This window comes from Streptomyces sp. NPDC101151 (assembly GCF_044768335.1).
Lineage (GTDB): Bacteria > Actinomycetota > Actinomycetes > Streptomycetales > Streptomycetaceae > Streptomyces.
The window spans coordinates 146,552-168,558 of sequence record NZ_JBIWPP010000014.1 but is presented as its reverse complement, the minus strand read 5'-3'; the positions used below and the strand labels follow the sequence as shown (position 1 = coordinate 168,558).

The following is a 22,007-nucleotide window of genomic DNA, read 5'->3' as shown; positions in this document are numbered from 1 at the left end:
ATGCATGACATGGCGGACAACACGCGGGCCGAATCCGCCGGACCCACCGACGAGGCCCGTCGGCCGCGCCCGGTGCGGGCGGCCGCCGCTGCCGTGCAGGGCTGGGCAGCCCTCCTCCGGCTCAAACTGCGCGCCGGCGAACTGGGCTCGCTCCCCGTCATCCTCGTCCTCGCCGTGGTCTGGATCGTCTTCCAGTGCCTCAACGACAACTTCCTCTCGCCTCGGAACCTGTCCAATCTCAGCGTGGACATCGTGGGCACGGGTCTGATCGCGGTCGGCATCGTCTTCGTGCTGCTTCTCGGCGAGCTCGACCTGTCGGTCGGCTCGGTCAGCGGTCTCGCGGCGGCGGTCTTCGCCGTTCTGAGCGTGAACAACGGCGTGCCGGAATGGCTCGCCTTCGTCCTCGCCGTCCTCACGGGCACCATGGCGGGAACCGTCCAGGGTTTCTCCTTCGCCAAGACCCGGGTTCCGGCGTTCGTCGTCACCCTCGCCGGGCTGCTGACCTGGAACGGCGTCATGCTCGCCATCCTCGGGTCAAGCGGCACCGTCAACATCGACGAGAACGGGCTCGTCGCCAAGCTGACCAGCTACTACTTCGCCGACCAGGGCGCCGCCTACGGACTTGCGGCACTCGGCACGGGCATGTTCTTCCTGTCGTCCTACCTGGACCGACGGCGCCGCAAGGCTGTCGGCATGCCGCACCGCTCGCTCCGGGGAATCGGGGCGCGCACGGCCGTACTTGCGCTGATCACCTTCGCCGCCGCATTTCTGCTGAACAGGTTCCAGGGTCTGCCGCTCGCCCTCCTGATCTTCCTCGTCGTGGTGGCCGGTCTGGACATCCTTCTGCGGCGCACGCACTACGGACGGCAGGTCTACGCGCTCGGCGGCGGTGTCGAGGCGGCCCGTCGCGCCAGCCTCAGCGTGACGCGGGTCCGGACCGCGGTGCTCGCGGTCTCGGGCACCATGGCCGCGCTCGGCGGCCTGTTCCTGGCCTCGCGCATCACCTCGGTGAGCCAGAACTCCGGCTCGGGCGTCCTGCTGCTCAACGCGATCGCGGCGGCTCTCATCGGTGGCACCAGCCTGTTCGGAGGGCGCGGTACGACCTGGACGGCGGTCCTCGGCATTCTGGTCATCCAGTCGATCGCGTCGGGCATGGCGCTCACGGACACCCCCACTGCCGTCCAGCTCGTGATCACGGGCGGGGTGCTCTTCGCCGCGGTGGTCATCGACTCACTCGCGCGCCGCTCGCAGGAGGCCCATGGACGGGCTTGACGCGTCCGCTCCATGGCGCAGCCTTCGCAGCTCACCACGGCCGGCAAGCGGACCGGCCCTTCCGCGGGCCGTGCGCACTCCGGAGGCGTCCGGACGTACGAGGCGTCCGGACCTACGGCTGTCCCCTCGCTCCCCGGCCGGCAGTGGCAACGGCAGCCCGCGGCCGGCGCGGGCTGCCGTGATCGATCTCAGGTGCCGGCAGGCTTGCCCGGACCGGGGACGTGGCGGAACCGGAACGGCTCCGGTTCGCGGCCGGGCTGGATGAACCAGCACTCCCCGGTGCCGTCGCCGGTGACGATCCGCAGCACCGTGTCCGCCACGACCTGGGCCGGGATGACCGGGAGTCCCTGCTCGGAGAGCATGTCGCGCAGCGGATCGATGATCCGCGACTCGGCGAACCCGGGGCATACGGCGTTGAAGCGCACGTTCTCCGGCGCGAGAGCCGGCCCCAGGGAGCGCGCGAGTCCTACGACCGCGTGCTTGTTGGCCGCGTACAGGGGATCGAGCGGTACCGCCGCCAGGCCTGCCAGCGAGGCGGTCGCCACGATCGCCCCGCCGCCGCGGGCCCGCAGCGCCGGCAGCACCGCATGGGTGCCGAAGACCACGCCGTCGAGGTTGGCCCCCATGGCGCGACGGTAGCGTGCCAGGTCGAAGTCCTCGCCGAGGCCGCATCCGGTCGCCACCCCCGCGTTGAGCAACGCGATGTCGACACCGCCGTACTGCTCCTGGGTGAAGTCCACCAGTGCACGGTTGGCGTCGGGGTCGGAGACGTCGCAGGCGCGGAACTGGCCGCCGACCAGGTCGGCCACCTCATGGCCGCCCCGGGCGTCGAGGTCCGCGACGACCACGCGCGCCCCCGCCTTCCCCAGCGCCAGTGCCGTTGCCCGGCCCAGTCCGCCGGCACCGCCGGTCACGATCGCCACCTTGCCCTGGAGCGCGGCGTCGTACGTCCGTTCCGGCCCGGGGACGGCAACCCGGGGCCCGACGGCGGTCATGTCAGCTCCAGGACGAGCTTGCCGACGTTCTCGCCACGGAAGAGCATCCCGAACGTCTCGGGGAAGTCGTCCACGCTTCCCTTCACGACATGTTCCTTGACCTTGATGCGGCCGGCACCGATCCAGGCCGAGATGTCCTGCGCGGCCTGCGGGTAGCGCTTGGCGTAGTCGAAGACGACGAAGCCCTCCATGCGGGCGCGCCGCACCAGCAGCGACAGGTAGTTCGACGGGCCCTGGACCGGGGTGGCGTTGTTGTACTGACTGATCGCACCGCAGACCACGACGCGTGCGTGCATCGCCAGCCGGGTCAGGGCGGCGTCGAGGATGTCGCCTCCCACGTTGTCGAAGTAGACGTCGATGCCGTCGGGGGCATGCCGGCGCAGCGCCTTCCTGACGTCGTCGGTGCGATAGTCGATCGCCGCGTCGAATCCCAGTTCGTCGGTGAGCAGCGCGCACTTCTCCGGCCCGCCGGCGATTCCCACGACGCGGCAGCCCTTGGCCTTCGCGATCTGCCCCGCGATGGTGCCGACCGCGCCGGCCGCCCCCGACACGACGACGGTCTCGCCTTCCTTCAGCGCCCCGACGTCCAGCAGGCCGAAGTAGGCGGTCATGCCGGGCATGCCCAGCGCGCCGAGATAGGTCGAGGGCGGGGCGAGGGAGGTGTCCATCTTCATGACGCCCCGGCCGTCGGAGACCGCGTACTCCTGGACACCGAACGTGCCGACCACGTGATCACCCGGCTGGAAGTCGGGGTGCTCGGACGCGGTGACCTCGATGACCGATCCAGCACGCATCACCTCACCGATGCCCACCGGCGGCAGATAGGAAGGACGGTCGTCCAGCCAGCCCCGCATCGCCGGGTCCAGGGAGATCACGCGCGTCCGGCCCACGAACCGACCCGGCCCCGGCTCGTCGACGGGCTCTGAACAGTGCTCCCAGTCCTCGGGTTTGACGTCGCCCACGGGGCGGGCTGCCAGACGGATCTGCCGGTTGGTCGCGGTCATCGCGTCTCCTGTCGTTCGCGGCTCAGCAGCACGATACCGACCAGTAGGTATGTCGCAACGCGTGATGTTCACCACACCCTCCCCGAAACCCTGCTCTCGGCGGCCGGAGGCGCCTCCGGCACCGTATCCCCGGCTGCGTGTGTCACCCGGAGCGCTCCTGCCCCGACGGGTTCCGGCAGCGCACCGCGAGGGCCGCGATGTCGTCTTCGAGCCTTCCGCCGCTGTAGTGGAGCAGGTCCCGGTGAAGCCGGTCCAGCAGCTCACGGGGCGGCGCCGGGCCGAGCTGCCGCATCCACTCCGGCAGCGGAAAGAACGCGCCGTCACGGCTCCGGGTCTCCGTTACGCCATCTGTGTAGAGCAGCAGCTGGTCGCCCTCGCCGAAAGGCACGGTGTCGACGATGTAGTGGTCTCCGAGGAGCGTCGCGAGATTGAGGGGCGGCGAAGGCATGGTGGACTCGAGAACTCGGAGGTCGCCGTGCCGCACCAGCAGGGGCGGGGGGTGGCCGCAGTTGAGAATTCTGATCTGCCCACCGCCGCACGGGATCTCGGCGATCAGTGCGGTGGCGAAGTGCTCCGGCTGGTCCAGGGAAGGAGTCCCGACGCTGTAACGGGCGATGCTGGCCTCCAGGCGACGGATGATCCCCCTCAGGTCGGGCTGGTCGTACGCGTTCTCCCTGAAGCAGTTGATCACCGCCGACGCCGCTCCCACCGCCGGGAGCCCTTTGCCGCGCACGTCGCCGATGAGCAGCCGGACCCCGTACGGCGTGTCGGCCGCCTCATAGAAGTCGCCTCCGATCCGGGCCTGCTCCTGGGCCGCCAAGTACAGCGACTCGATTTCGACGTCCTGGATCCGGCGTGGCAGCGGGCGCAGCAACACCTTCTGGGCGGCGTCGGCGACAAGCCGGACCTGGAGGAGCATCTCCTCCCGCTGGAGTCTGAGATGGCTGGCGTATGCCGCCGCCAAGGTGACCGCGACGATCGCAGCAGCCGTGTACGGCGTCCCCAGGTCGGAGTAGACGAGGCTCAGCCCGATCATCACCAGCAGGCAGAACATCCCCAGCAGGATCGTCGGCACGACGGGCCACATCGCGGCCGCGAGGGCGGGCGCCGCGGGCAGGAGACGGCTGAAGGCGATCTCTCTCGGGGTGGCGAAGGCCAGACCGGTGATGAGGAGGGTAAGGATCACCGGTGACAGCAGTACGGCGTCCCGTAGACCACTGTATGGAGGGCGCCGGCGGCGCCGGAGCCGTCCTGACCTGATCACAAACTGCATCTTATCGGGACAAAGCAGACACCGTACGGCAGGAGCACGCGCTCAGGTGCGGCGATCGGCCCCTTGAAGGGCGACTACGGCACGGCGGTGGTCACGCGTAGTGCAGCGTGCCGGCCCGAACCGAGCGGACTCGACCGACTCGGGCCCCGCACTCGAACAGGTCACGCGGCCCGACGGGCCGCGGCGATGAAGGCCTTCATCTTCTCCCGGCTCTTGACCCCCGGAGCGGTCTCCACGCTGCTGGAGACATCCACCCCGTGGGGCGTGAAGGTGCCGATCACGCTCTTGACGTTGTGTTCGTCGAGGCCGCCGGCGATCACCACCCGGCCGGGAACGCAGCTGACCCAGGCGGGGATGTCCTCGAACACGCCGCTGCCCGCGCTGGCGTCGTAGAAGAAGTACCGCAGGGCGTCCGGCTGCTCGGGCGGTGTTCCGGACGCGAGCGCGAGGTTCGGGATGTTCGCCATCTCGTAGAGCTGGACGGTGTCGAAGTGCTCGGCGACACCGGTCGTTTCGGCGTGCGTCAGGGCGACGGCGAAGGAGGGAATCCGACCGCGGGCGTAGTGGGCGAGCGCCTCCGCCCGCTCGGGCGGGCAGTACCGCTTGCTCCTGGGCGTCACCACGATGCCGATGGCGTCGAATCCCAGCTCGACCGCCCAGTCGATCTGCTCCTCCTGCGTGAGCCCGCAGACCTTCACGAACCCGCCCCAGCTCGGCTCGGGCCGCTCACCGCTCATTCTGTCTCCCTCATCAGCACGCTACGAACACCTTCCACCGGCCCGGCCTCGGACGCGGCCCGTTCCGGAGGCCACCTTCGCATTGACGGCCCTCGGTCGCCCTGCCTCACACAGTTGTCCGCAATGTCACCGACTGGCTCGTGAAGCCGTTCCGCTCATAGAAGGGGAGCGCATCGGCGTTGCTGGAATACGCGGTCACCTCGGCCAGTTCAGCACCCGCTTCCTTCGCCCAGGCCGAGAACCCCGCGACGAGACGTGCCCCCAGACCGCCACTGCGACGGGCCGGCCGCACATACATGCTCACGAGTGTCGCGACCTTGGCCGGCCTCATCGCAGATCCCTCAGCCACGGCCCCGGTGAGGTGACCGACGACCTGTCCGTCGCACTCGGCAACGAGAAGCAGCCTGGCCGGATCGTCCATGGCGGCGGCGAAGCGCTCAGGTCCGAACTCCCGCGGCCAAGCCACGTCGACGCTCGGATCCCTGGTCCCGGCGTCCTCAGCGAACAGCGCACTACTGCACGCGACCAGTCCCTCCACATCAGAGGGCTGTGCACGGCGTATGACGATCCCGATCCGTTGACCACTCATACCGCGCGACGCTATCTCGTCCCACTGACAACCACTCATCCGCCCGGGAGGCCAGGGGGCTCCGCGTCGCGCCGGCAACTGAGGCGTCCTGGACACGTCCTTCACCCGTATGGCCGCCGACGCTCCGGCACGGTGCCCCCGGCTTCGGCTTCCGGGGCAACGCCCGGCCCGAGAACCCGGTCTGAAAGTTCGTCGCCCGGTCGGCCTCGGCACACCGGTGGAGGCGTTCACTGCGAGTGGCGGCAGCTGACGGTCTGTACGAACTGCCCATAAATATCCCGCGCTTGGCATCATATGTGGGGCAACTCTCGTCTCCCACACATAATCGCAGGTCAGCGACGTCCGGATGATCTCCCGGACACCCCCGGACGGCCGTACCGAGTGGCTCGGGCGTGGGGACGCGGATAGCGTCGTACTAATATATCCGGCTTGTTACGGAGCTGGAGCCGGACAACCCCAGGCAGACCTGCGGGCCCGCCAGCGCCCCGGAGGCTTCCGGGAACGAGACGCGAGGACCGGATGGCAGCCATACACGAGGGCAGCGCTCTCGGCCTGCTCGACGAGGAGATCCTCGAGCAGTTCGGCGATACGGCACGTTTCTCCGCGGGGCCCGCCGCCTCGCCGCGCACGCTGGTCGACATCTTCGAAGCGTCCGTGCGCTCGTACCCGGACGAGCCGGCACTGGACGACGGCAGCACACGCCTCAGCTACCGCGCGCTCGCGGTCGAGGTGGAGCGGCTGCGCCGACGGCTGGCCGAGGCCGGCGCCGAGCTCGGAGACCGGGTCGGCGTGCGGGTTCCCTCGGGGACCAATGATCTGTACGTCGCCATTCTGGCCGTGCTCGCGGCCGGTGCCGCCTATGTTCCCGTCGACGCCGAGGACCCGGACGAGCGGGCCGAGCTGGTGTTCGGAGAGGCGGACGTGCGGGCCGTCATCGGGGCGGGGCACCGGATCGACGTCAGCGCCTCGTCCGAGGTGCCCGGCTCGCCGCACGCGGCCGCCGGGCGGCCCGGTGTCGAGCACGACGCCTGGATCATCTTCACCTCCGGGTCCACCGGGAAGCCCAAGGGCGTCGCCGTCACGCACCGCAGCGCCGCCGCCTTCGTGGACGCCGAGGCCGCGCTGTTCCTGACCGAGGAGCCGATCGGGCCCGGGGACCGGGTCATGGCGGGGCTGTCCGTCGCCTTCGACGCCTCCTGCGAGGAGATGTGGCTGGCCTGGCGGTACGGTGCGTGTCTGGTGCCCGTTCCCCGGTCGCAGGTCAGGAGCGGTGCCGATCTCGGGCCCTGGCTGGTCGAGCAGGAGATCACGGTCGTGTCCACGGTGCCGACGCTGGCCGCTCTGTGGGAGCCGGACACCCTCAACGACGTACGCCTGCTGATCTTCGGCGGTGAGGCCTGCCCGCCCGAGCTGGCGCAGCGGCTGGTCACGGAGGGGCGCGAGGTGTGGAACACCTACGGGCCCACCGAGGCGACCGTCGTGGCCTGCGCCTCGCTGATGACCGGCGAGGGGCCGGTGCGGATCGGGCTGCCGCTGAACGGCTGGGAGCTGGCCGTCGTGGACGAGGGCGGGGAACCCGTGGCCATGGGGGGCAGCGGACAGCTCGTGATCGGCGGGGTCGGGCTCGCCCGGTATCTCGACGCCGAGAAGGACGCGGAGAAGTACGCGCCGCTGGAGTCGCTGGGCTGGGAGCGGGCGTACCGCAGCGGTGACCTGGTCAAGGCCGAGCCGGAAGGGCTGGTCTTCCTGGGGCGGGCCGACGAGCAGATCAAGCTCGGCGGGCGGCGGATCGAGCTGGGCGAGGTCGACGCCGCCCTGCAGGCGCTGCCCGGGGTCGCCGGTGCGGCGGCCGCCGTGCGCACCGCCCGCAGCGGCAACCAGCTGCTCGTCGGGTACGTCGTCACGCAGGAGGGCTGGGATCAGGCGGCGGCGGTGGAGAAGCTGCGCGCCGAGCTGCCGGCCGCCCTGGTGCCGCTGCTCGCCCGCGTCGAGGAGCTGCCCACGCGAACCTCCGGCAAGGTCGACCGCAACGCCCTGCCATGGCCCCTGGAGGGCCTGGAGACCGGCGGAAAGGCCGAGCAGCTCTACGGCACCGAGGCCTGGCTCGCCGAGCAGTGGGCGGAAGTCCTGGGTATCCCGGTGAAGCGCGCCTCCGACGACTTCTTCGCGATCGGCGGCGGCAGCCTCGCCGCCGCCCAGCTCACCACCCGGCTGCGCACCCGTTACCCGAGCGCGGCCGTCCTCGACATCTACCAGCAGCCGGTGCTGCGCAAGCTGGCCCGGCACCTCGAAGCCTCGAAGCAGGACGACGGCAAGACCCGCACGGTCGCGCCGGTTCCGGTCCGTGCCCAGATCGTGCAGAGCCTGCTGCTGGTGCCGCTGTTCACGCTGCTCGGGCTGCGCTGGACGGTCGCGCTGGCCGCGCTGGGCAATCTGCTGCCCGGCTACGCATGGCTGCCGACCGCGTCCTGGTGGCTGATCGCCGCCGGAGCGCTGCTGCTGTTCAGCCCGCCCGGGCGGATCGCGGTGGCGGCGGGCGGTGCCCGGCTGCTGCTGCGGGGTGTGCGGTCCGGCCGGTATCCCCGTGGCGGCAGCGTCCATCTGCGGCTGTGGACGGCGGAGCGGCTGGCCGAGTTCAGCGGGGCGACCGCGCTGACCGGTTCATGGCTGGAGCGGTACGCGCGGGCGCTGGGCGGCAAGGTCGCCACCGATGTGGACCTGCACTCGCTGCCGCCGGTCACCGGCATGCTCAAGCTGGGGCGCGGGGCCGCGGTGGAGTCCGAGGTGGACCTGTCCGGCTACTGGCTGGACGGCGACAGACTGGTGATCGGCACGGTGAAGGTCGGCGCGCACGCCGTCGTGGGAACGCGCAGCATCCTTTTCCCGGGCGCCCGCGTCGGCAAGCGGGCCGAGGTGGCACCGGGGTCGGCGGTCACCGGGCAGATCCCCACCGGGCAGCGCTGGGCCGGCGCACCCGCGGCCAAGCTCGGCAAGGCCAAGCGGAACTGGCCCAAGGAGCGGCCGCAGCGAGGCACGTACTGGCGGATCATGTACGGCGTGACCGGCGTCGCGCTGAACGCCCTGCCGCTGGTCGCCGGAGTGGCCGCGGTGCTGGTGGCCGGGCTGTTCGTGGCGCCCGGCGACGGGCTCGGCGAGGCCCTGCGCGGAGCGGCCCTGGCCCTGGTCCCGGCCACGCTGGCGTTCGGCCTTGCCTACGCGCTGCTGATCCTCGTCGCGGTGCGGCTGCTCAGCGTGAGGCTGCGCGAGGGCACCCATCCGACGCACAGCCGGATCGGCTGGCAGGCGTGGACCGTGACACAGCTGATGGATCGCTCCCGGGAGACGCTGTTCCCGCTGTACGCCGGGCTGGTCACGCCGGTGTGGCTGCGGCTGCTCGGGATGCGCATCGGGCGGGGCGCCGAGGTGTCCACCGTGCTCGCGCTGCCGAGCCTGACCACCGTCGGTGACGGCGCGTTCCTTGCGGACGACACGCTGACCGCGCCGTACGAGCTGGGCGGCGGCTGGGTACGGATCGGACGCGCGGAGATCGGCCGGCGGGCGTTCCTGGGGAACTCGGGGATGACCGCGCCGGGCCGGAGCGTGCCGGAGGGCGGTCTGGTCGGCGTGCTGTCCGCGACGCCGAAGAAGGCGAAGAAGGGCACCTCGTACCTGGGCCTGCCGCCGGTGAAACTGCCGCGCAGCGCGAGCGACGGCGACCAGAGTCGTACATACGACCCGCCCGCTCGGCTGCTGTGGGCGCGTGGTCTTGTGGAGCTGTGCCGGATCGTGCCGGTGCTGTGTTCGACGGCGCTGGCCGGGCTGGCGGTTGCCGCGCTGTGCGCGCTCGGGGTGTGGGCGCCGCTGCTGTCGGGGCTGGTGCTGCTCGCTGCGGGTGCCGTGGCAGGCGTGATGTCGATCGTCGCGAAGTGGCTGCTGGTGGGTCGGCACCACGACGGAGAACATCCGCTGTGGAGCTCCTTCGTGTGGCGCAACGAGCTGGCGGACACGTTCGTCGAGGTGCTGGCGGTGCCGTGGCTGGCCGGTTCGGTGCCGGGCACGCCGGTGATGACGGCGTGGCTGCGGGGCCTCGGCGCGCGCATCGGCAAGGGCGTCTGGGTGGAGAGCTACTGGCTTCCGGAGACGGATCTGGTGACCCTGGAGGACGCCGCGACCGTGAACCGCGGCTGTGTACTCCAGACGCACCTCTTCCACGACCGGATCTTGAGGACGGATACTGTAGTTCTCCGTGAGGGCGCCACGCTGGGTCCTGGCGGGATCGTGCTGCCCGGCAGCACGATCGGGGCCCGTACGACACTGGGTCCCGCGTCGCTCGTCATGGCCGCGGAGTCCGTCCCGGACGACACTCGCTGGCTCGGCAACCCGATCGAGGCATGGCGCCGCTGAGCAGGGGCCGCCCGGTGCCGGCGGGCGGTGCACCGGCGGCACGGAGTGGCGGCACAGCGCAGGGAGCAGACGCGGCAGTGGCAGTTCAGCAGTCAATGGGTCCGGACCCGTACTTCCCGGCCAACGGCGATCCCCGTTACCGGGTGCACCGCTACGAGCTCACGATGGACTACCGGCCCGGCCCGAACCGGTTGTCCGGCGCGGCACGGATCAATGCGATCGCGGGCCGGGCGCCGCTCACCGAATTCCAGCTGAACCTGGCCGACTTCAAGATCGGCCGGGTCCGGGTGGACGGCCGGCAGTCGCACTACACGCACCGGGGCGGCCGGCTGCGCATCCGGCCCGCGAAGCCGCTGCGGGCCGGGGCCGCCTTCACGGTCGAGGTGCACTGGTCGGGCAACCCACGGCCGGTGGCCAGCCCCTGGGGCGAGCTCGGCTGGGAGGAGCTGCACGACGGGGCGCTGGTGGCCAGCCAGCCGATCGGCGCGCCGTCCTGGTACCCGTGCAACGACCGGCCGGCCGACAAGGCGTCGTACCTGCTCTCGATCACCACGCCGTCGGCGTACTCGGTGGTCGCGGGTGGCCGCCTGCTGACCCGTACGACGAAGGCCTCGACGACCACCTGGGTCTACGAGCAGGCGGCGCCCACGTCCAGCTATCTGGTCGGGCTGGCGATCGGCAAGTACCAGACCGTGCTGCTGGGCGACCCGGGACCGGGAGGCGTGCCGCAGCACGGGCACATTCCGGCGCATCTGCTCCCGCAGTTCTCCCGGGACTTCGCCCGGCAGCCCGCGATGATGGAGCTGTTCCAGGAACTGTTCGGCCCGTATCCGTTCGACGAGTACGCCGTCGTCGTGACGGACGAGGAACTCGATGTCCCGGTCGAGGCGCAGGGGTTGTCGCTGTTCGGCGCCAACCACGTCGACGGGGCCCGGGGATCGGAGCGGCTGGTCGCGCACGAGCTGGCGCACCAGTGGTTCGGCAACAGCGTGTCCATCGCCGACTGGCGGCACATCTGGCTGAACGAGGGCCTCGCCAAGTACGCGGAGTGGCTGTGGTCGGAGCGCTCGGGCGGCCGTACCGCCCAGCAACTGGCCACCATCGCTCACCGGTTGCTCTCCACACTGCCGCAGGACCTGCGGTTGTCCGACCCGGGCCGCAAGCTGATGTTCGACGACCGGCTCTACCAGCGGGGCGGGCTCACCGTGCACGCGCTGCGTGCTGCCCTGGGCGACGAGGCGTTCTTCCGCATGCTGCACGGCTGGGCCGCGTTGCACCGGGGTGCGGCCGTGACGACCGCGTCGTTCGCCGCGCACGTGGCCCGGTACACGGACGAGCCGCTGGACGGGCTGTTCGCGGCATGGGTGGACGGGACGCGGCTGCCGCCACTGCCCGTGGACGGCTCACGGCTGGCCGTCTAGCGGAACCGTGTCCGTGAAGCCGCGCTCCCGGCCGTGCAGGGTGCCCGAGCCGTACGGGGAGTGCGGCGGCCGGGCGTTCAGGGGGTGGGGATGCCGGCCGGTGTGCGGGGTGGGCGTCCGAAGCGGACCGGGACTCCTGGGGAGTAGAGCACGCTGACGGGTGCCCCGACGGGTGCGGGCAGGCCCGCCGTGGCCACGAGGTTCTCGTCGCAGTGGAGCAGCTCGGCGCGGTGCAGCGGCCAGCGGGGGTGGGTGTTCGGGAGGTACAGGGCACGGCCGAAGAAGGCGCTGTGCATGCCCCAGCGGGCGGTCAGGAAGTGTTCGAGCTGGGTCGGTTCCTCGACGCGTTCGCCGATCTGTATCGCAAGGCTGCTGCGCGCGCTGCGGGGTCCGGGCCACCGTCGGCTGCTGGTGTACGAGACCGTGCTGCCCTCCTGGCGGATCTCCATCCGCGACCAGATGTACGGGAGGCGGAAGGCGGCCCGTCCGACGGCGACGGGGATCAGACGCGACGCGTCCAGGGAGCGGAAGACCACGCCACGCCGGCCGTGGGCATCCACGGAGTACAGGCGGACGTTGGTCTCCGGGAAGGAACCGAGGTACGGGACGCCGGGCAGACGGAACCATCCGACGCGATGCATCCGGAAAGCGACGAGACCGACGTACGTGACCCCGTCCAGCGTGTCCGGCCGGGTGCCCGCCGGCAGCAGCGTGGCGACGTCCGCGGGGTCGGCGGCCCAGTGGAGGAAGGCCAGATCCAGCCAGGACTGGGTGAGCAGCGGGCGGTCCTCGGAATGAGGCGGGTCGGCCGATATGGGCTCGGGTTCGACGACGAGCGGTGGCTGCGACATCGCGCCAGTATCCCGGAGCGTCCCGCGAGGCCGAACCTCGGCCCTGGTCTGTGCGCCCGGGGGAATCCGGGCGACTCGCCGATGACCACTCGGGGCCCCGGCCCGCGTGTGGGCCAGGGTGTCGACCAGGGTGCTCACGGACCGGAGACGGGCTGTTCGGGGCTGCCCGTCGAAGACCTGCCGACAGCGTGCGAGAGGAGCGACGGTCATGGACTACAAGCTTGAGGTCCTGGTGATCCCGGTCGGTGATGTGGACCGGGCCAAGGACTTCTACAAGGGGCTGAGCTGGCGCGAGGACGCGGACTTCGCCACGGGTGAGGAGTTCCGGGTGGTGCAGATGACGCCGCCCGGATCGCCGGCCGCCGTCATCTTCGGCAAGGGCATCACCTCGGCCGCACCGGGATCGGCGCAGGGCATGATGCTGGTCGTCGACGACATCGAGGCGGCGCGCGCCGACCTGGCCGGCCGCGGTGTGCCGGTGAGCGCGGTGTTCCACGACGCCGGCGGAATCTTCCACCATGCGGGAACGGAGGCACGGGTCGACGGGCCGGCCCCGGACCGCCAGACCTACGGCTCGTTCCTCTCCTTCGACGACCCGGACGGCAACGGCTGGTTCGTGCAGGAGGTCACCACCCGCCTGCCCGGACGCTGACGCGGACGAGAGCGCGAGACTCCCGGCCGGCCGTGCGATCGCCGGCCGGGAGTCCTGGTCCGTCGGTGTCGTTGTGCGTGGCCGCCGGGACACCGCCGACGAAGTGGCAGAAGCCGTCGCTCGGGTTGCCGAAGGTGAATGTCCCGCCGGTGCGCCCGCCGGATTCACTCAGCGGGGCGAGCGGGCGAAGTACAATTCGGTTTCCATACACGCCGGGGGCAACGCCAGGAAGCCACGCCGCCCGTGGAATCACGCTGCCGCACACCCGCTCGCGGCCTTTGCAGCTTTGCGGGTGGCGTCGGCGGTCAGGGCGAGATGGACGGCGAGGCCCTCGCTCGTGGCCTTGGCGCCGGTGGCCCGCACGCCGGAGGGGAGGGCGGTGAGGGGGACCTCGCGTGGCTTCAGGCGCTGGGCCGTGGATTTGTCCATCGCTTCGCCGGGCAGGGCGTCGACGGGAACAGTGCGGCCGAGAACGGTGACCTCGGTGGGCGTGACGATGAGTGTGTTTGCGCCGAGGGTGATGTCGGCGTGGACGGTGACCGGTATGCCCAGGGTTCCGGTGGTGCCGGTGAAGGTCAGGCCGGTCCCGTCGGTGCCGGCTGTCCACGGGGTGCCACTGCCGACGGTAGGAAGGCGCTTGACGAGCTGGGCGTACGGGATGGTCACAGTGGCGTCGCCGCCCTGGCTGGCCCCGCTGGTCGTGACCTGACGCAAGTGGGCGTCGAGGTCCATGGACGTGCCCTGGCGCTCGAGTTGGCCGGCGTGGATGTCGACGTCGCCGATGCTCCCGCCGAGCAGCTTCACCGGTGCCAGAGAGCTGTCGAGAGTGGCGCTGACGTGACCGACGGGAGCGAGGCGGCACGCCGCGACCCGGCTGATGCGCTGTTCGGCGTGGTGCGTGACCACCACGCCGGCGAAGAGCGGTGCGATGACCGCGAGGGCTGCCGTGGCGGCGAGCAGGAGGCGTCGGCGGCTCATGGAGCGGGGTGTCCGATCTGTCGCAGGAACTGGAAGGCCTGAGGGAGCAGGACAGCCGGCTCGTACGTGCCGGCGGCGCGGCGGCCGCGCTGGGTGCGCAGGATGGCGCGGACGGTTCCCAGTGCGGCGCCGGCGACCACCGCGGCGTACAGGTCGGCGTCCGGGGTCTCGGGGGGCAGGCGGTCGTGGACCAGGCGCGTGAGTCGTTCCTCGAACTCGGTGAAGGCCTGGATCATCCGCGCGGCGATCAGCTGTTCCGTGCCGTCCAGGGGGTGGGTGAGGGCGGCCAGGCTGGTGTTCCTGAACGGTGCGGCTGCGGTCAGCAGGGCGTGGTAGACGGCGTCCAGGGGCGGTTCGTCCAACGGGCGTTGTGCGAGGGCCTGTTCGACAGCGGCGAAGATCTCCATTCCGTCGGGCAGCAGCAGGTCTTCTTTGCTGTCGAAGTAGCGGAAGAACGTGCGCGTGGACACGTTCGCGCAGGCGGCGATGTCGGCGACGGTGGTGTCGGCGAAGCCCTGCTCGGCGAAGAGGCGGGCGGCACAGGCACGCAGATTCTGCCGGGTCTGGTCCTTCTTGCGCTCCCGCAGCCCTGGAGTGGGCGATGGGTCTTGAGGGGACATGCCCCCAGCATAACTTGTCACTCATGACAAATGACAGTCATGACACTTTTGGTCTACTGTCGCCTCCACCGATCCCGTCCACCGACGCTGGAGCCCGCCGTGCCCGCACGATCCACCATCGAGACACCGACATCGCCCGCTCCCCACCAACGCCTCGGCGGACTCTCCCGGTTGGGCCTGTGGTGCGCCCGCCGCCCCGTCTTGGTGATCGCCCTGTGGCTGGTGACCCTGGCAGCCGCGCTGGCCGGCCGGCACGTCGCGGCACCTGTCTTCAGCGACCAGGTGACCTTGTCGGGCACGCAGTCCAGTACCGGCGCAGATCTTCTCGCCGCCCACTCCCCCGGCGCGGGCGGCTCCAGCGGCCGGGTCGTCTTCCACACCGACAGCGGGAGCGTCACGTCCGGTCCGTCGATGAGCCGTTCGGTGACCGCACTCGGGCAGCTGCCCCACGTGACGTCCGCCTCCACCCCGGTGGTCAGCACGGACGGGCGTACCGCGTACACCACGGTGCGGTTCGACGTACAGGCCAAGACGCTCGGCCACGACTACACCGGACAGCTCGACCGTGCGACGGAGCCGGCCCGTGACGCGCACCTGGAGGTCGCCTACGGCGGTGACCTCGACCAGGTCACCCGGCAGCCCGCCAACGACCGTGCCAGCGAACTGGTCGGCATCGCCGCCGCACTTCTCGTGCTGATCATCGCCTTCGGCAGCATCCTCGCCGCGCTGCTGCCCCTGGTCTCCGCGCTGATCGCGGTGGGCACCGGTATCGGCGTCGTCGGCATCGTCGCCGGCACCGTGTCCCTCGCCACCGCCGCACCCACTCTGGCCACCATGATCGGTCTCGGTGTCGGCATCGACTACGCGCTCTTCCTGACCACCCGATACCGCCAGGACCTGATCGACGGTCAGGACCCGGTCACCGCCGCCGCCCGTACGACCGCCGGCAGCGGCCGCGCCGTCCTGGTCGCCGGTGTCACCGTCGTCGTGGCCATGCTCAGCCTCTACGCCTGCGGCCTGACCTTCATAGGCAAACTCGGCCTCGCCGCCTCCATCGCCGTCGCGATCACCGCGACCGCCGCCGTCACCCTCGTTCCGGCCGCTCTCAGCCTGACCGGCCGCCGCATCGACCGGCTGGCCCTGCGCCGGCCGATCGCCGAAACCTCCGGCGACCGCGACGGTTGGCACCGCTATGCGGCCCGGATCGCCCGCCACCCCTGGCGCTACCTCACTGCCGGCACCGCGGTTCTGGCCCTCCTCACCATCCCGGCCCTGTCCATGCGCCTGGGCCACGTCGACGCGAGCGCCGACCCCGCCGGCACCACCAGCCGCACCGCCTACGACCTGATCACCCATACGCGCGGGCCGGAGTTCGGCCCGGGCGCCAACGCCCCCCTGACCGTCGTGATCGACCTGGGCGCCGACCGGGATCGGGCAGCGAGTCTGACCCCGACCGTCCAGCACGCCCTGAACAGCACGCCGGACGTCGCCGACGTGACCACGCCCCGGCCCAGCCGGGACGGAAAGCTCCTGACAGCCACCGTCACCCCTGCCCACAGCCCTCAGGACGAGAGCACCAGCACCCTGGTGACCACCCTGGTCGACCACACCCTTCCCGACGCCCTGCACGGCACGACCGCCCATGGCTACGTGACCGGCACCACCGCAGCCCAGGTGGACTTCCGCGACACCGTCCAGCAGCGCCTGCCCGTCATCATCGCCACCGTCCTCGCCGCGGCCTTCCTGCTGCTGACGACCGTCTTCCGCAGCCTGGTCATCCCGGTCAAGGCGGTCCTGCTGAACCTGGCCACCACCGCCGCCTCCTACGGCATCCTGACCGCCGTCTTCCAGTGGGGCTGGGGCAGCAGCCTGCTCGGCCTGCACGAACCGGTGCCCATCGAGTCCTATGTCCCGATGATGATGTTCGCCATCGTCTTCGGGCTCTCCATGGACTACGAGATCTTCCTGCTCTCCCGCATCGCGGACGTCTGGCGCACCACCGCCGACAACACACGCTCCGTCGGCACCGGGCTGGCCGCCACCGGCCGCGTCATCTCCAGCGCCGCGCTCATCATGACCGCGGTCTTCCTCTCCTTCACCAGCTCGCCCACGGTCGTGGTGAAGATGCTCGCTCTCGGCCTCGCCGTCAGCGTGATCCTCGACGCCACCCTCGTCCGCCTCGTGCTTGTCCCGTCCAGCATGTTCCTCCTCGGCCGGGCCAACTGGTGGCTCCCCGCCTGGCTCGACCGCCGTCTGCCCCATCTGCACGCCTGACCCACGGGGAGGGACAGCCGGGGCTCTGGCGGAGGAAGGACCGCCCCCGGTCCACAGCCACCGTGGCCCCGGTGAACGTATCCACTCACAGCACCAGACGGCCTCGCCCGGATCTCCGGACAGTGGATCGTGACCGCGCCCTCGGTCGCCCAACTCCCCGGCTGTGCGACGCAGATCCAGTCGAGGCCGTCGTACCCAGCTGTGTCGAGATGCTGCACTCGGCTGAGTCCTGCGCGTGCCGCCACCCGCTGGGAGGCAACGTTTGCCGGTCGGACGCGCGCGATCAGCGGGAGATCGGGCACGTGCCGGGAAGCCCAGGTGGTCACGGTGGCGGCGGCTTCACCGGCGAAGCCCTGGCCCCAGGCCGAGGCGGCGAAGCGGTAGAAGAGGTTCAGGACCCGCGTCCCGTGGAGTTCCATGGGCTTGATCCCGCAGAATCCGAGCTGCTGAGCATCGCCGAGGCGCCGGACCACCCAGTACCCGTATCCGTGCCGCTGCCACTGATCGTCCCAGCGCCGGTAGAGCGCTTCCGCCTCCTCGAACCGGGTGAGCGCGTCAGAGGGGTTGTGGGAGCAGGTCTCGGGATCATGGTGGACGGCGAAGATCGCGTCGACATCTGCTTCGACTGGGCGCCGCAGCGACAGCCGGGCGGACTGCAGCTCCTCGGCTGCCGGGCTCCGGTCACTCATATCAAGATCGTAGAACGCGGTCGGGACCGGTCTGAGTGGGATGCTCGCACCGTGCGGCGAGACGATCACCCGAGGACGAGCGGGACTCTCGCCACCAGGTCGGCCAGTTCTCCCAGTTCGGCCTTCTCCATGGCGGTCGGGGCGCGTCGACCCGTGCCGACCTGCAGCGCGTCCTTGTCCGACCACGAGGCGGGGAAGGCCGCGCCGGCGATCTCCTCCAGCATCTCGCGTGACCGGGCGAGGCCCTCGGCCGGCGGTTCCGCCGCGCCCGGGAGGTGTGCGATCAGGTCGAGGTGGTGCAAGGTCCACTCCAGGACGTACGCGGAGAGGTAATCGCCCGCGGTGAGCACCTGGTCGCGGGTGCTGACCCGCAGGCCCTGGTCGGCCAGTTCGGCCGCGCGCCCGGCGGCGGAGCCGACATCGTCTAGGTGGAACTTCAGCAGCCACGGCTCCTCGTACGCGGCGGCCAGCCGAACGGTCAGGGCGTCGAGCGGGTCACCGCCGGTCGGCGGGGTTTCGGCGACCTCCCAGTAGGTCACCGCGTTCCGCGTCGGTTGTGCGTCGGCGGGCGTCACCAGGGTGATCAGGACGTCCTGGGCGTCGATGATCAGGTGGCACACCAGGTCCCGTACGAGCCAGCCGGCACAGCCGGACGGCCGTGCGAAGTCCTCGTCCGAGAGCTCGGCGACCGCGGTGCGCAATGCCGTCCATGAGCCGGAGAAGTGATCCACGGCCGCAAGCTAGCAGCACGCCGACCGCTCTGCGACCCGGATTCCGCCCCCTGCACACCTGCTGAACTCGGGCCGCCACCATGCTCGGTCGGGCATGTCGTCGGGAACGTCGTCGGGCACCCAGCGCAGCACATCGCCCGTCCCATCAGTCCGCCGCAGCCGTCGCGGCCGCCGCCTCAGGTGTCGTTCCGGATGGCGGAGAGGATGCGGGCGCATCGAGCGCTCATGTCCTGCGCGGACAGCCCGGGATGAGAGATCCACCAGCCGACCAGTGCGCTGACCGTGCCCGTCCACACCTGCTTGAGCGCGTCGGCGTCGAGGGGGTCGTGGTTTCCGTGGACCCGCAGGACAGATGCGGTGCCGTAGGCCGCCAGGTCGTCGATCGCCTCGCGGTGGCGCCGGGCCGCATGCCATGGTTCGGAGCCGGGCCGCAGGGTCCGGTCGTACAGCACGAACCAGGCGTGCCGCTGGTCCTCCAGGGTCCGGAAGACGGCGGTGAGGACCGTGTGCGGCAGCTGATCGTCCGGTGGGTTCGCCGCCATGGCGTGATCGATCGCCGCGAGCAGGCGGGGGCCGATGTGGTCGACGCAGGCTGCGTAGAGGCCGTCCTTGGAGCCGAAGTAGGTGTAGAGCATCGGCTTGGTGACGCCCACGCGTCGGGCGATCTCGGCCATCGACGCGGAGGCATGTCCGTGTCTGCCGAACTCCTCGAGAGCCGCGGCGAGGATCTGCTGCTCCCGCCGGGCACGCGGAACGCCCTTGGTTCCGGCGACGCGGTTCCCGCTGGGCGTTCCTCGCGGATCGCCGTCGGCCGGATCCGGTGCGGTCGAGGCTCTTGCGATCGTCATGGTGGAACTATACGTTGCAGTAACTTACCAAGCGGTAAATTACTGGAAGGTCAAATCTCGTGGCCGACAGCACCACGCCGTGTCCGTCTCCCTCCGGCCCCTCCGCGGGCCGCTCCTGGTGGGGCTGGGGTGCCGTGGACAAGGCGCTGTCCGAGGCCGAGTGCACCGCACTCGGGCAGCTGCTCCCCGGGGCGGCGGACACTCCGCTGCCCGTACCGGACATCTCCGCGCTCGCGTTGCCGAAGGTGCGCGTCGAGCCGCCCTCCGCACTCGCCCCTCTGATGTCGACGGCACCCGGCGACCGGGCCTCGCACACCTACGGCAAGGCCTATCGGGACGTGATCCGCGCCCTCCGCGGAGATCTCACGGCAGCGCCCGACCAAGTCGCCCGCCCTCGTAGCGAGCGGCACGTGGTCGACATCCTCGACTGGGCGGCGGACGCCGGAGTGGCCGTCGTACCGTACGGCGCGGGCAGTTCGGTCGTCGGCGGCGTCGAATACCGCGCGGACGCGCATCGCGGGGTGGTGTCGCTGGATCTCTCCGCCCTGGACCGGGTGCTGGAGATCGACCGGGTGAGCCGGGCCGCGCGGATCCAGGCGGGTGTCCTCGGCCCTGCCCTGGAGGATCAGCTGCGGCCGCACGGGCTGACCCTGCGTCACTTCCCGCAGAGCTTCGAGTTCTCCACTCTCGGCGGCTGGCTGGCCACCCGCGCCGGAGGCCACTACGCCACGCTGTACACCCATGTCGACGACCTCGTGGAGTCGTTGCGCGTGGTGACGCCCGTGGGGGTCAACGAGTCGATGCGGCTTCCCGGTTCGGGCGCCGGCCCCTCCCCCGACCGTCTGTTCCTGGGCTCCGAAGGGACGCTCGGCGTCATCACCGAGGCCTGGATGCGGCTCCAGGAACGCCCGCGTCACAAGGCATCCGCCACCGTGCTGTTCGAGGACGTCCACACCGCCATGGAAGCCGTGCGCGCCATCGCGCAGTCGGGTCTGCACCCGGCCAACTGCCGGCTTCTGGACCCCGGGGAGGCCGGTCTGGCGGGAGTCGCGCGGAACGGCGAGAGCGTGCTCGTCCTCGGCGTGGAATCGGCGCACTTCCCGGTCGACGGACGCCTGGCCGAACTCGTCGCCCTGGCCCGTGACCATGGCGGCTCCCCCGCGTCGGCGGAGCCCGGTGCCGCGGACGGCGCGGCGGACACCTGGCGCTCGGCGTTCCTGAGAATGCCGTACCTCCGTGATGCGCTGGTCCGGATGAGCGTGGTCACCGAGACGTTCGAGACAGCCTGCACCTGGGACCGTGCCCCGGAGCTGTACGAGACCGTCCGCGGACGGCTGGCCGAGGTCGTGAAGGACGTGACGGGCGCGGCGGGCACGATCAACTGCCGCTTCACCCACGTCTATCCGGACGGACCCGCGCCGTACTTCACCGTCATCGCACCGGGCCGGCGCGGCTCGGAAGTGGCGATGTGGGACGAGATCAAGTCCGCGGCGATGGACATCCTGCACGATCTCGGTGCGACCGTCACCCATCATCACGCGGTCGGTCGCGACCACCGGCCGGGCTACGACCGCCAGCGTCCGGAGCCCTTCGCCCTCGCACTGCGTGCCACGAAGCGGGCACTCGATCCGGCCGGGATCCTGAATCCCGGTGTGCTCATCGAACCGGCCACTGCAGGCTGACGTTGCGGGCCCGGAATCGGCGCCGAACCGGGGCGGCGGTCAGACGCCGGACGGGGCGGGCGGGAACGCCGGGACCCGCCGGGCACCCGGGGCGCCGACCCGGGCCATCGCGCGCGGCGCGCCGCTCCTCGGGAGCAGCGCGCCGCGGTCGGATCGACGGGTGCCACGGCAGGGGCCGTCGGCACGCCTGGGCGGTCAGCGGCGGTGATCTCCCCGGCGGTTGTGGTCATCGCCGCGAGGGTGAAGGTCGCCGCCACCACGGTGGTCACCATGGCGGTCGTCCCCACGGTGGTCACCGTGACGGTCGTCTCCACGGTGGTCACCATGGCGGTCGTCCCCACGGTGGTCACCATGGCGGTCGTCCCCACGGTGGTCACCGTGACGGTCGTCGCCCCAGGCCGCGGCGTCGATGAAGCGCCCGCGGGCGTTGCGCAGGGTCGCGGTGTCGGCGTTCCGGTCCCACACGGAGTTGCGGCGGTCCTGGTAGACGTCGGTCTTGCTGTCGCGTCCGACACCGGTGTGGACACGTACGGTTGCGCGGCCGTCAAGCCGGTAGTCGCGGAAGGTGTAGGTGTTGCCGTCCCGGTCGGAGAGCGTCCAGCCGTTCAGATTCACGTCGCGACGCCCGTTGTTGGTGATCTCCACCCATTCGCGGTTGAGGAACCGGTTGGACCGGTCGTGACGGCCTTGGGCGTCGTACTGCACTGCGCCGATGGCCACCTGGGCTCGGTCCGGGCGTGCGCTCGGACGGTCCGCGGCGGAGGCGGGCAGTGCCACCGCGCCCACCACGAAAGTCGCCACGGCAGCAGCTGCGACAAGTCGGCGCGGGGTCACGGAAAGGGAAGCGGACACAGGGTCCCCCTTGCAGGGTGCGGGCACGCCCCAGGGGTTCACGGCATCGGGCCGTGGGCCGGGGGTGCGGTGTGTGAGGAGCGGCCACGCTGGCCGCACACCCACACCCTCCAATCCGGAGAGGGAGAACTGCGC

The 22,007-nt window shown here is 71.0% G+C and carries 17 protein-coding genes and 1 pseudogene; 6 read left to right on the top strand and 12 right to left on the bottom strand.

The annotated features are described in order from the left end of the window. Positions 1–1,272, top strand: coding sequence for a sugar ABC transporter permease (locus tag ACIRU3_RS25425; RefSeq protein WP_404060426.1), 1,272 nt, complete (start codon positions 1–3; stop codon positions 1,270–1,272). Between the two features lie 188 nt (positions 1,273–1,460). Here ACIRU3_RS25425 and ACIRU3_RS25420 read toward each other — a convergent pair whose 3' ends face one another. The 5 genes from ACIRU3_RS25420 to ACIRU3_RS25400 all read right to left on the bottom strand — a co-directional run bounded on the left by ACIRU3_RS25420 (position 1,461) and on the right by ACIRU3_RS25400 (position 5,870). Continuing rightward, entirely contained in the window at positions 1,461–2,267 is an 807-nt protein-coding gene (locus tag ACIRU3_RS25420; protein WP_404060310.1) for an SDR family NAD(P)-dependent oxidoreductase, read from the bottom strand. Then, positions 2,264–3,271, bottom strand: a complete 1,008-nt coding sequence (locus ACIRU3_RS25415; RefSeq protein WP_404060308.1) for an NADP-dependent oxidoreductase — start codon at positions 3,269–3,271, stop codon at positions 2,264–2,266. The genes ACIRU3_RS25420 and ACIRU3_RS25415 overlap by 4 nt, the downstream gene beginning before the upstream one ends. Positions 3,272–3,413: 142 nt before the next feature. Continuing rightward, positions 3,414–4,457, bottom strand: coding sequence for a PP2C family protein-serine/threonine phosphatase (locus ACIRU3_RS25410; protein ID WP_404060306.1), 1,044 nt, complete (start codon positions 4,455–4,457; stop codon positions 3,414–3,416). Between the two features lie 248 nt (positions 4,458–4,705). Beyond that, a complete protein-coding gene (locus tag ACIRU3_RS25405; protein WP_404060303.1) occupies positions 4,706–5,281 on the bottom strand; it encodes a hypothetical protein in 576 nt (191 codons plus the stop codon). Positions 5,282–5,387: 106 nt separating this feature from the next. Then, positions 5,388–5,870, bottom strand: a complete 483-nt coding sequence (locus tag ACIRU3_RS25400; protein ID WP_404060301.1) for a GNAT family N-acetyltransferase — start codon at positions 5,868–5,870, stop codon at positions 5,388–5,390. A 519-nt stretch (positions 5,871–6,389) separates the two neighbouring features. On the opposite strand from ACIRU3_RS25400, the gene ACIRU3_RS25395 reads away from it, so the two are divergent. Both ACIRU3_RS25395 and ACIRU3_RS25390 read left to right on the top strand, forming a co-directional pair. Then, positions 6,390–10,274 (top strand): Pls/PosA family non-ribosomal peptide synthetase, encoded by a 3,885-nt coding sequence (locus ACIRU3_RS25395; protein ID WP_404060298.1) that lies wholly within the window; start codon positions 6,390–6,392, stop codon positions 10,272–10,274. A gap of 77 nt (positions 10,275–10,351) precedes the next feature. Further along, positions 10,352–11,695, top strand: a complete 1,344-nt coding sequence (locus tag ACIRU3_RS25390) for a M1 family metallopeptidase (protein WP_404060296.1) — start codon at positions 10,352–10,354, stop codon at positions 11,693–11,695. A gap of 77 nt (positions 11,696–11,772) precedes the next feature. On the opposite strand, the gene ACIRU3_RS25385 is transcribed toward ACIRU3_RS25390, so the two are convergent. Next, complete coding sequence (locus tag ACIRU3_RS25385; protein ID WP_404060293.1) at positions 11,773–12,546, bottom strand: YqjF family protein; 774 nt, start codon at positions 12,544–12,546, stop codon at positions 11,773–11,775. A gap of 208 nt (positions 12,547–12,754) precedes the next feature. On the opposite strand from ACIRU3_RS25385, the gene ACIRU3_RS25380 reads away from it, so the two are divergent. Next, complete coding sequence (locus ACIRU3_RS25380) at positions 12,755–13,198, top strand: VOC family protein (RefSeq protein ID WP_404060290.1); 444 nt, start codon at positions 12,755–12,757, stop codon at positions 13,196–13,198. Between the two features lie 249 nt (positions 13,199–13,447). Here the strand turns inward: ACIRU3_RS25380 and ACIRU3_RS25375 are convergent, their stop codons facing one another. Continuing rightward, a complete protein-coding gene (locus ACIRU3_RS25375) occupies positions 13,448–14,176 on the bottom strand; it encodes an LmeA family phospholipid-binding protein (RefSeq protein WP_404060288.1) in 729 nt (242 codons plus the stop codon). Further along, on the bottom strand, positions 14,173–14,796 hold the full coding sequence (locus ACIRU3_RS25370) for a TetR/AcrR family transcriptional regulator (RefSeq protein WP_404060285.1): 624 nt from the start codon (positions 14,794–14,796) through the stop codon (positions 14,173–14,175). Before ACIRU3_RS25370 ends, ACIRU3_RS25375 begins: the two co-directional genes overlap by 4 nt. A gap of 99 nt (positions 14,797–14,895) precedes the next feature. Here ACIRU3_RS25370 and ACIRU3_RS25365 point away from each other — a divergent pair, with 99 nt between their 5' ends. Continuing rightward, complete coding sequence (locus tag ACIRU3_RS25365) at positions 14,896–17,070, top strand: MMPL family transporter (RefSeq protein WP_404060282.1); 2,175 nt, start codon at positions 14,896–14,898, stop codon at positions 17,068–17,070. Between the two features lie 236 nt (positions 17,071–17,306). On the opposite strand, the pseudogene ACIRU3_RS25360 reads toward ACIRU3_RS25365, so the two are convergent. The 3 genes and pseudogenes from ACIRU3_RS25360 to ACIRU3_RS25350 all read right to left on the bottom strand — a co-directional run. Then, positions 17,307–17,759 (bottom strand): annotated as a pseudogene (locus tag ACIRU3_RS25360) (GNAT family N-acetyltransferase); the annotation flags it as partial. Between the two features lie 65 nt (positions 17,760–17,824). Beyond that, positions 17,825–18,490, bottom strand: a complete 666-nt coding sequence (locus ACIRU3_RS25355; protein WP_404060279.1) for a maleylpyruvate isomerase N-terminal domain-containing protein — start codon at positions 18,488–18,490, stop codon at positions 17,825–17,827. A gap of 176 nt (positions 18,491–18,666) precedes the next feature. Further along, positions 18,667–19,338: a TetR/AcrR family transcriptional regulator gene (locus ACIRU3_RS25350; RefSeq protein ID WP_404060277.1), complete on the bottom strand. Its 672-nt coding sequence runs from the start codon at positions 19,336–19,338 to the stop codon at positions 18,667–18,669. Between the two features lie 59 nt (positions 19,339–19,397). Here ACIRU3_RS25350 and ACIRU3_RS25345 point away from each other — a divergent pair, with 59 nt between their 5' ends. After that, positions 19,398–21,020 (top strand): FAD-binding oxidoreductase, encoded by a 1,623-nt coding sequence (locus ACIRU3_RS25345; RefSeq protein ID WP_404060275.1) that lies wholly within the window; start codon positions 19,398–19,400, stop codon positions 21,018–21,020. A 195-nt stretch (positions 21,021–21,215) separates the two neighbouring features. On the opposite strand, the gene ACIRU3_RS25340 is transcribed toward ACIRU3_RS25345, so the two are convergent. Then, positions 21,216–21,872, bottom strand: a complete 657-nt coding sequence (locus ACIRU3_RS25340) for a lamin tail domain-containing protein (RefSeq protein ID WP_404060272.1) — start codon at positions 21,870–21,872, stop codon at positions 21,216–21,218. Between the last annotated feature and the right edge of the window lie 135 nt (positions 21,873–22,007).

Excerpts from the sequence above, each read along its gene's own strand:
- ACIRU3_RS25425 (WP_404060426.1), top strand. The coding sequence starts at position 1 with ATGCATGACATGGCGGACAACACGCGGGCCGAATCCGCCGGACCCACC.
- ACIRU3_RS25420 (WP_404060310.1), bottom strand. The coding sequence starts at position 2,267 with ATGACCGCCGTCGGGCCCCGGGTTGCCGTCCCCGGGCCGGAACGGACG.
- ACIRU3_RS25415 (WP_404060308.1), bottom strand. The coding sequence starts at position 3,271 with ATGACCGCGACCAACCGGCAGATCCGTCTGGCAGCCCGCCCCGTGGGC.
- ACIRU3_RS25405 (WP_404060303.1), bottom strand. The coding sequence starts at position 5,281 with ATGAGCGGTGAGCGGCCCGAGCCGAGCTGGGGCGGGTTCGTGAAGGTC.
- ACIRU3_RS25400 (WP_404060301.1), bottom strand. The coding sequence starts at position 5,870 with ATGAGTGGTCAACGGATCGGGATCGTCATACGCCGTGCACAGCCCTCT.
- ACIRU3_RS25395 (WP_404060298.1), top strand. The coding sequence starts at position 6,390 with ATGGCAGCCATACACGAGGGCAGCGCTCTCGGCCTGCTCGACGAGGAG.
- ACIRU3_RS25385 (WP_404060293.1), bottom strand. The coding sequence starts at position 12,546 with ATGTCGCAGCCACCGCTCGTCGTCGAACCCGAGCCCATATCGGCCGAC.
- ACIRU3_RS25380 (WP_404060290.1), top strand. The coding sequence starts at position 12,755 with ATGGACTACAAGCTTGAGGTCCTGGTGATCCCGGTCGGTGATGTGGAC.
- ACIRU3_RS25375 (WP_404060288.1), bottom strand. The coding sequence starts at position 14,176 with ATGAGCCGCCGACGCCTCCTGCTCGCCGCCACGGCAGCCCTCGCGGTC.
- ACIRU3_RS25370 (WP_404060285.1), bottom strand. The coding sequence starts at position 14,796 with ATGTCCCCTCAAGACCCATCGCCCACTCCAGGGCTGCGGGAGCGCAAG.
- ACIRU3_RS25350 (WP_404060277.1), bottom strand. The coding sequence starts at position 19,338 with ATGACGATCGCAAGAGCCTCGACCGCACCGGATCCGGCCGACGGCGAT.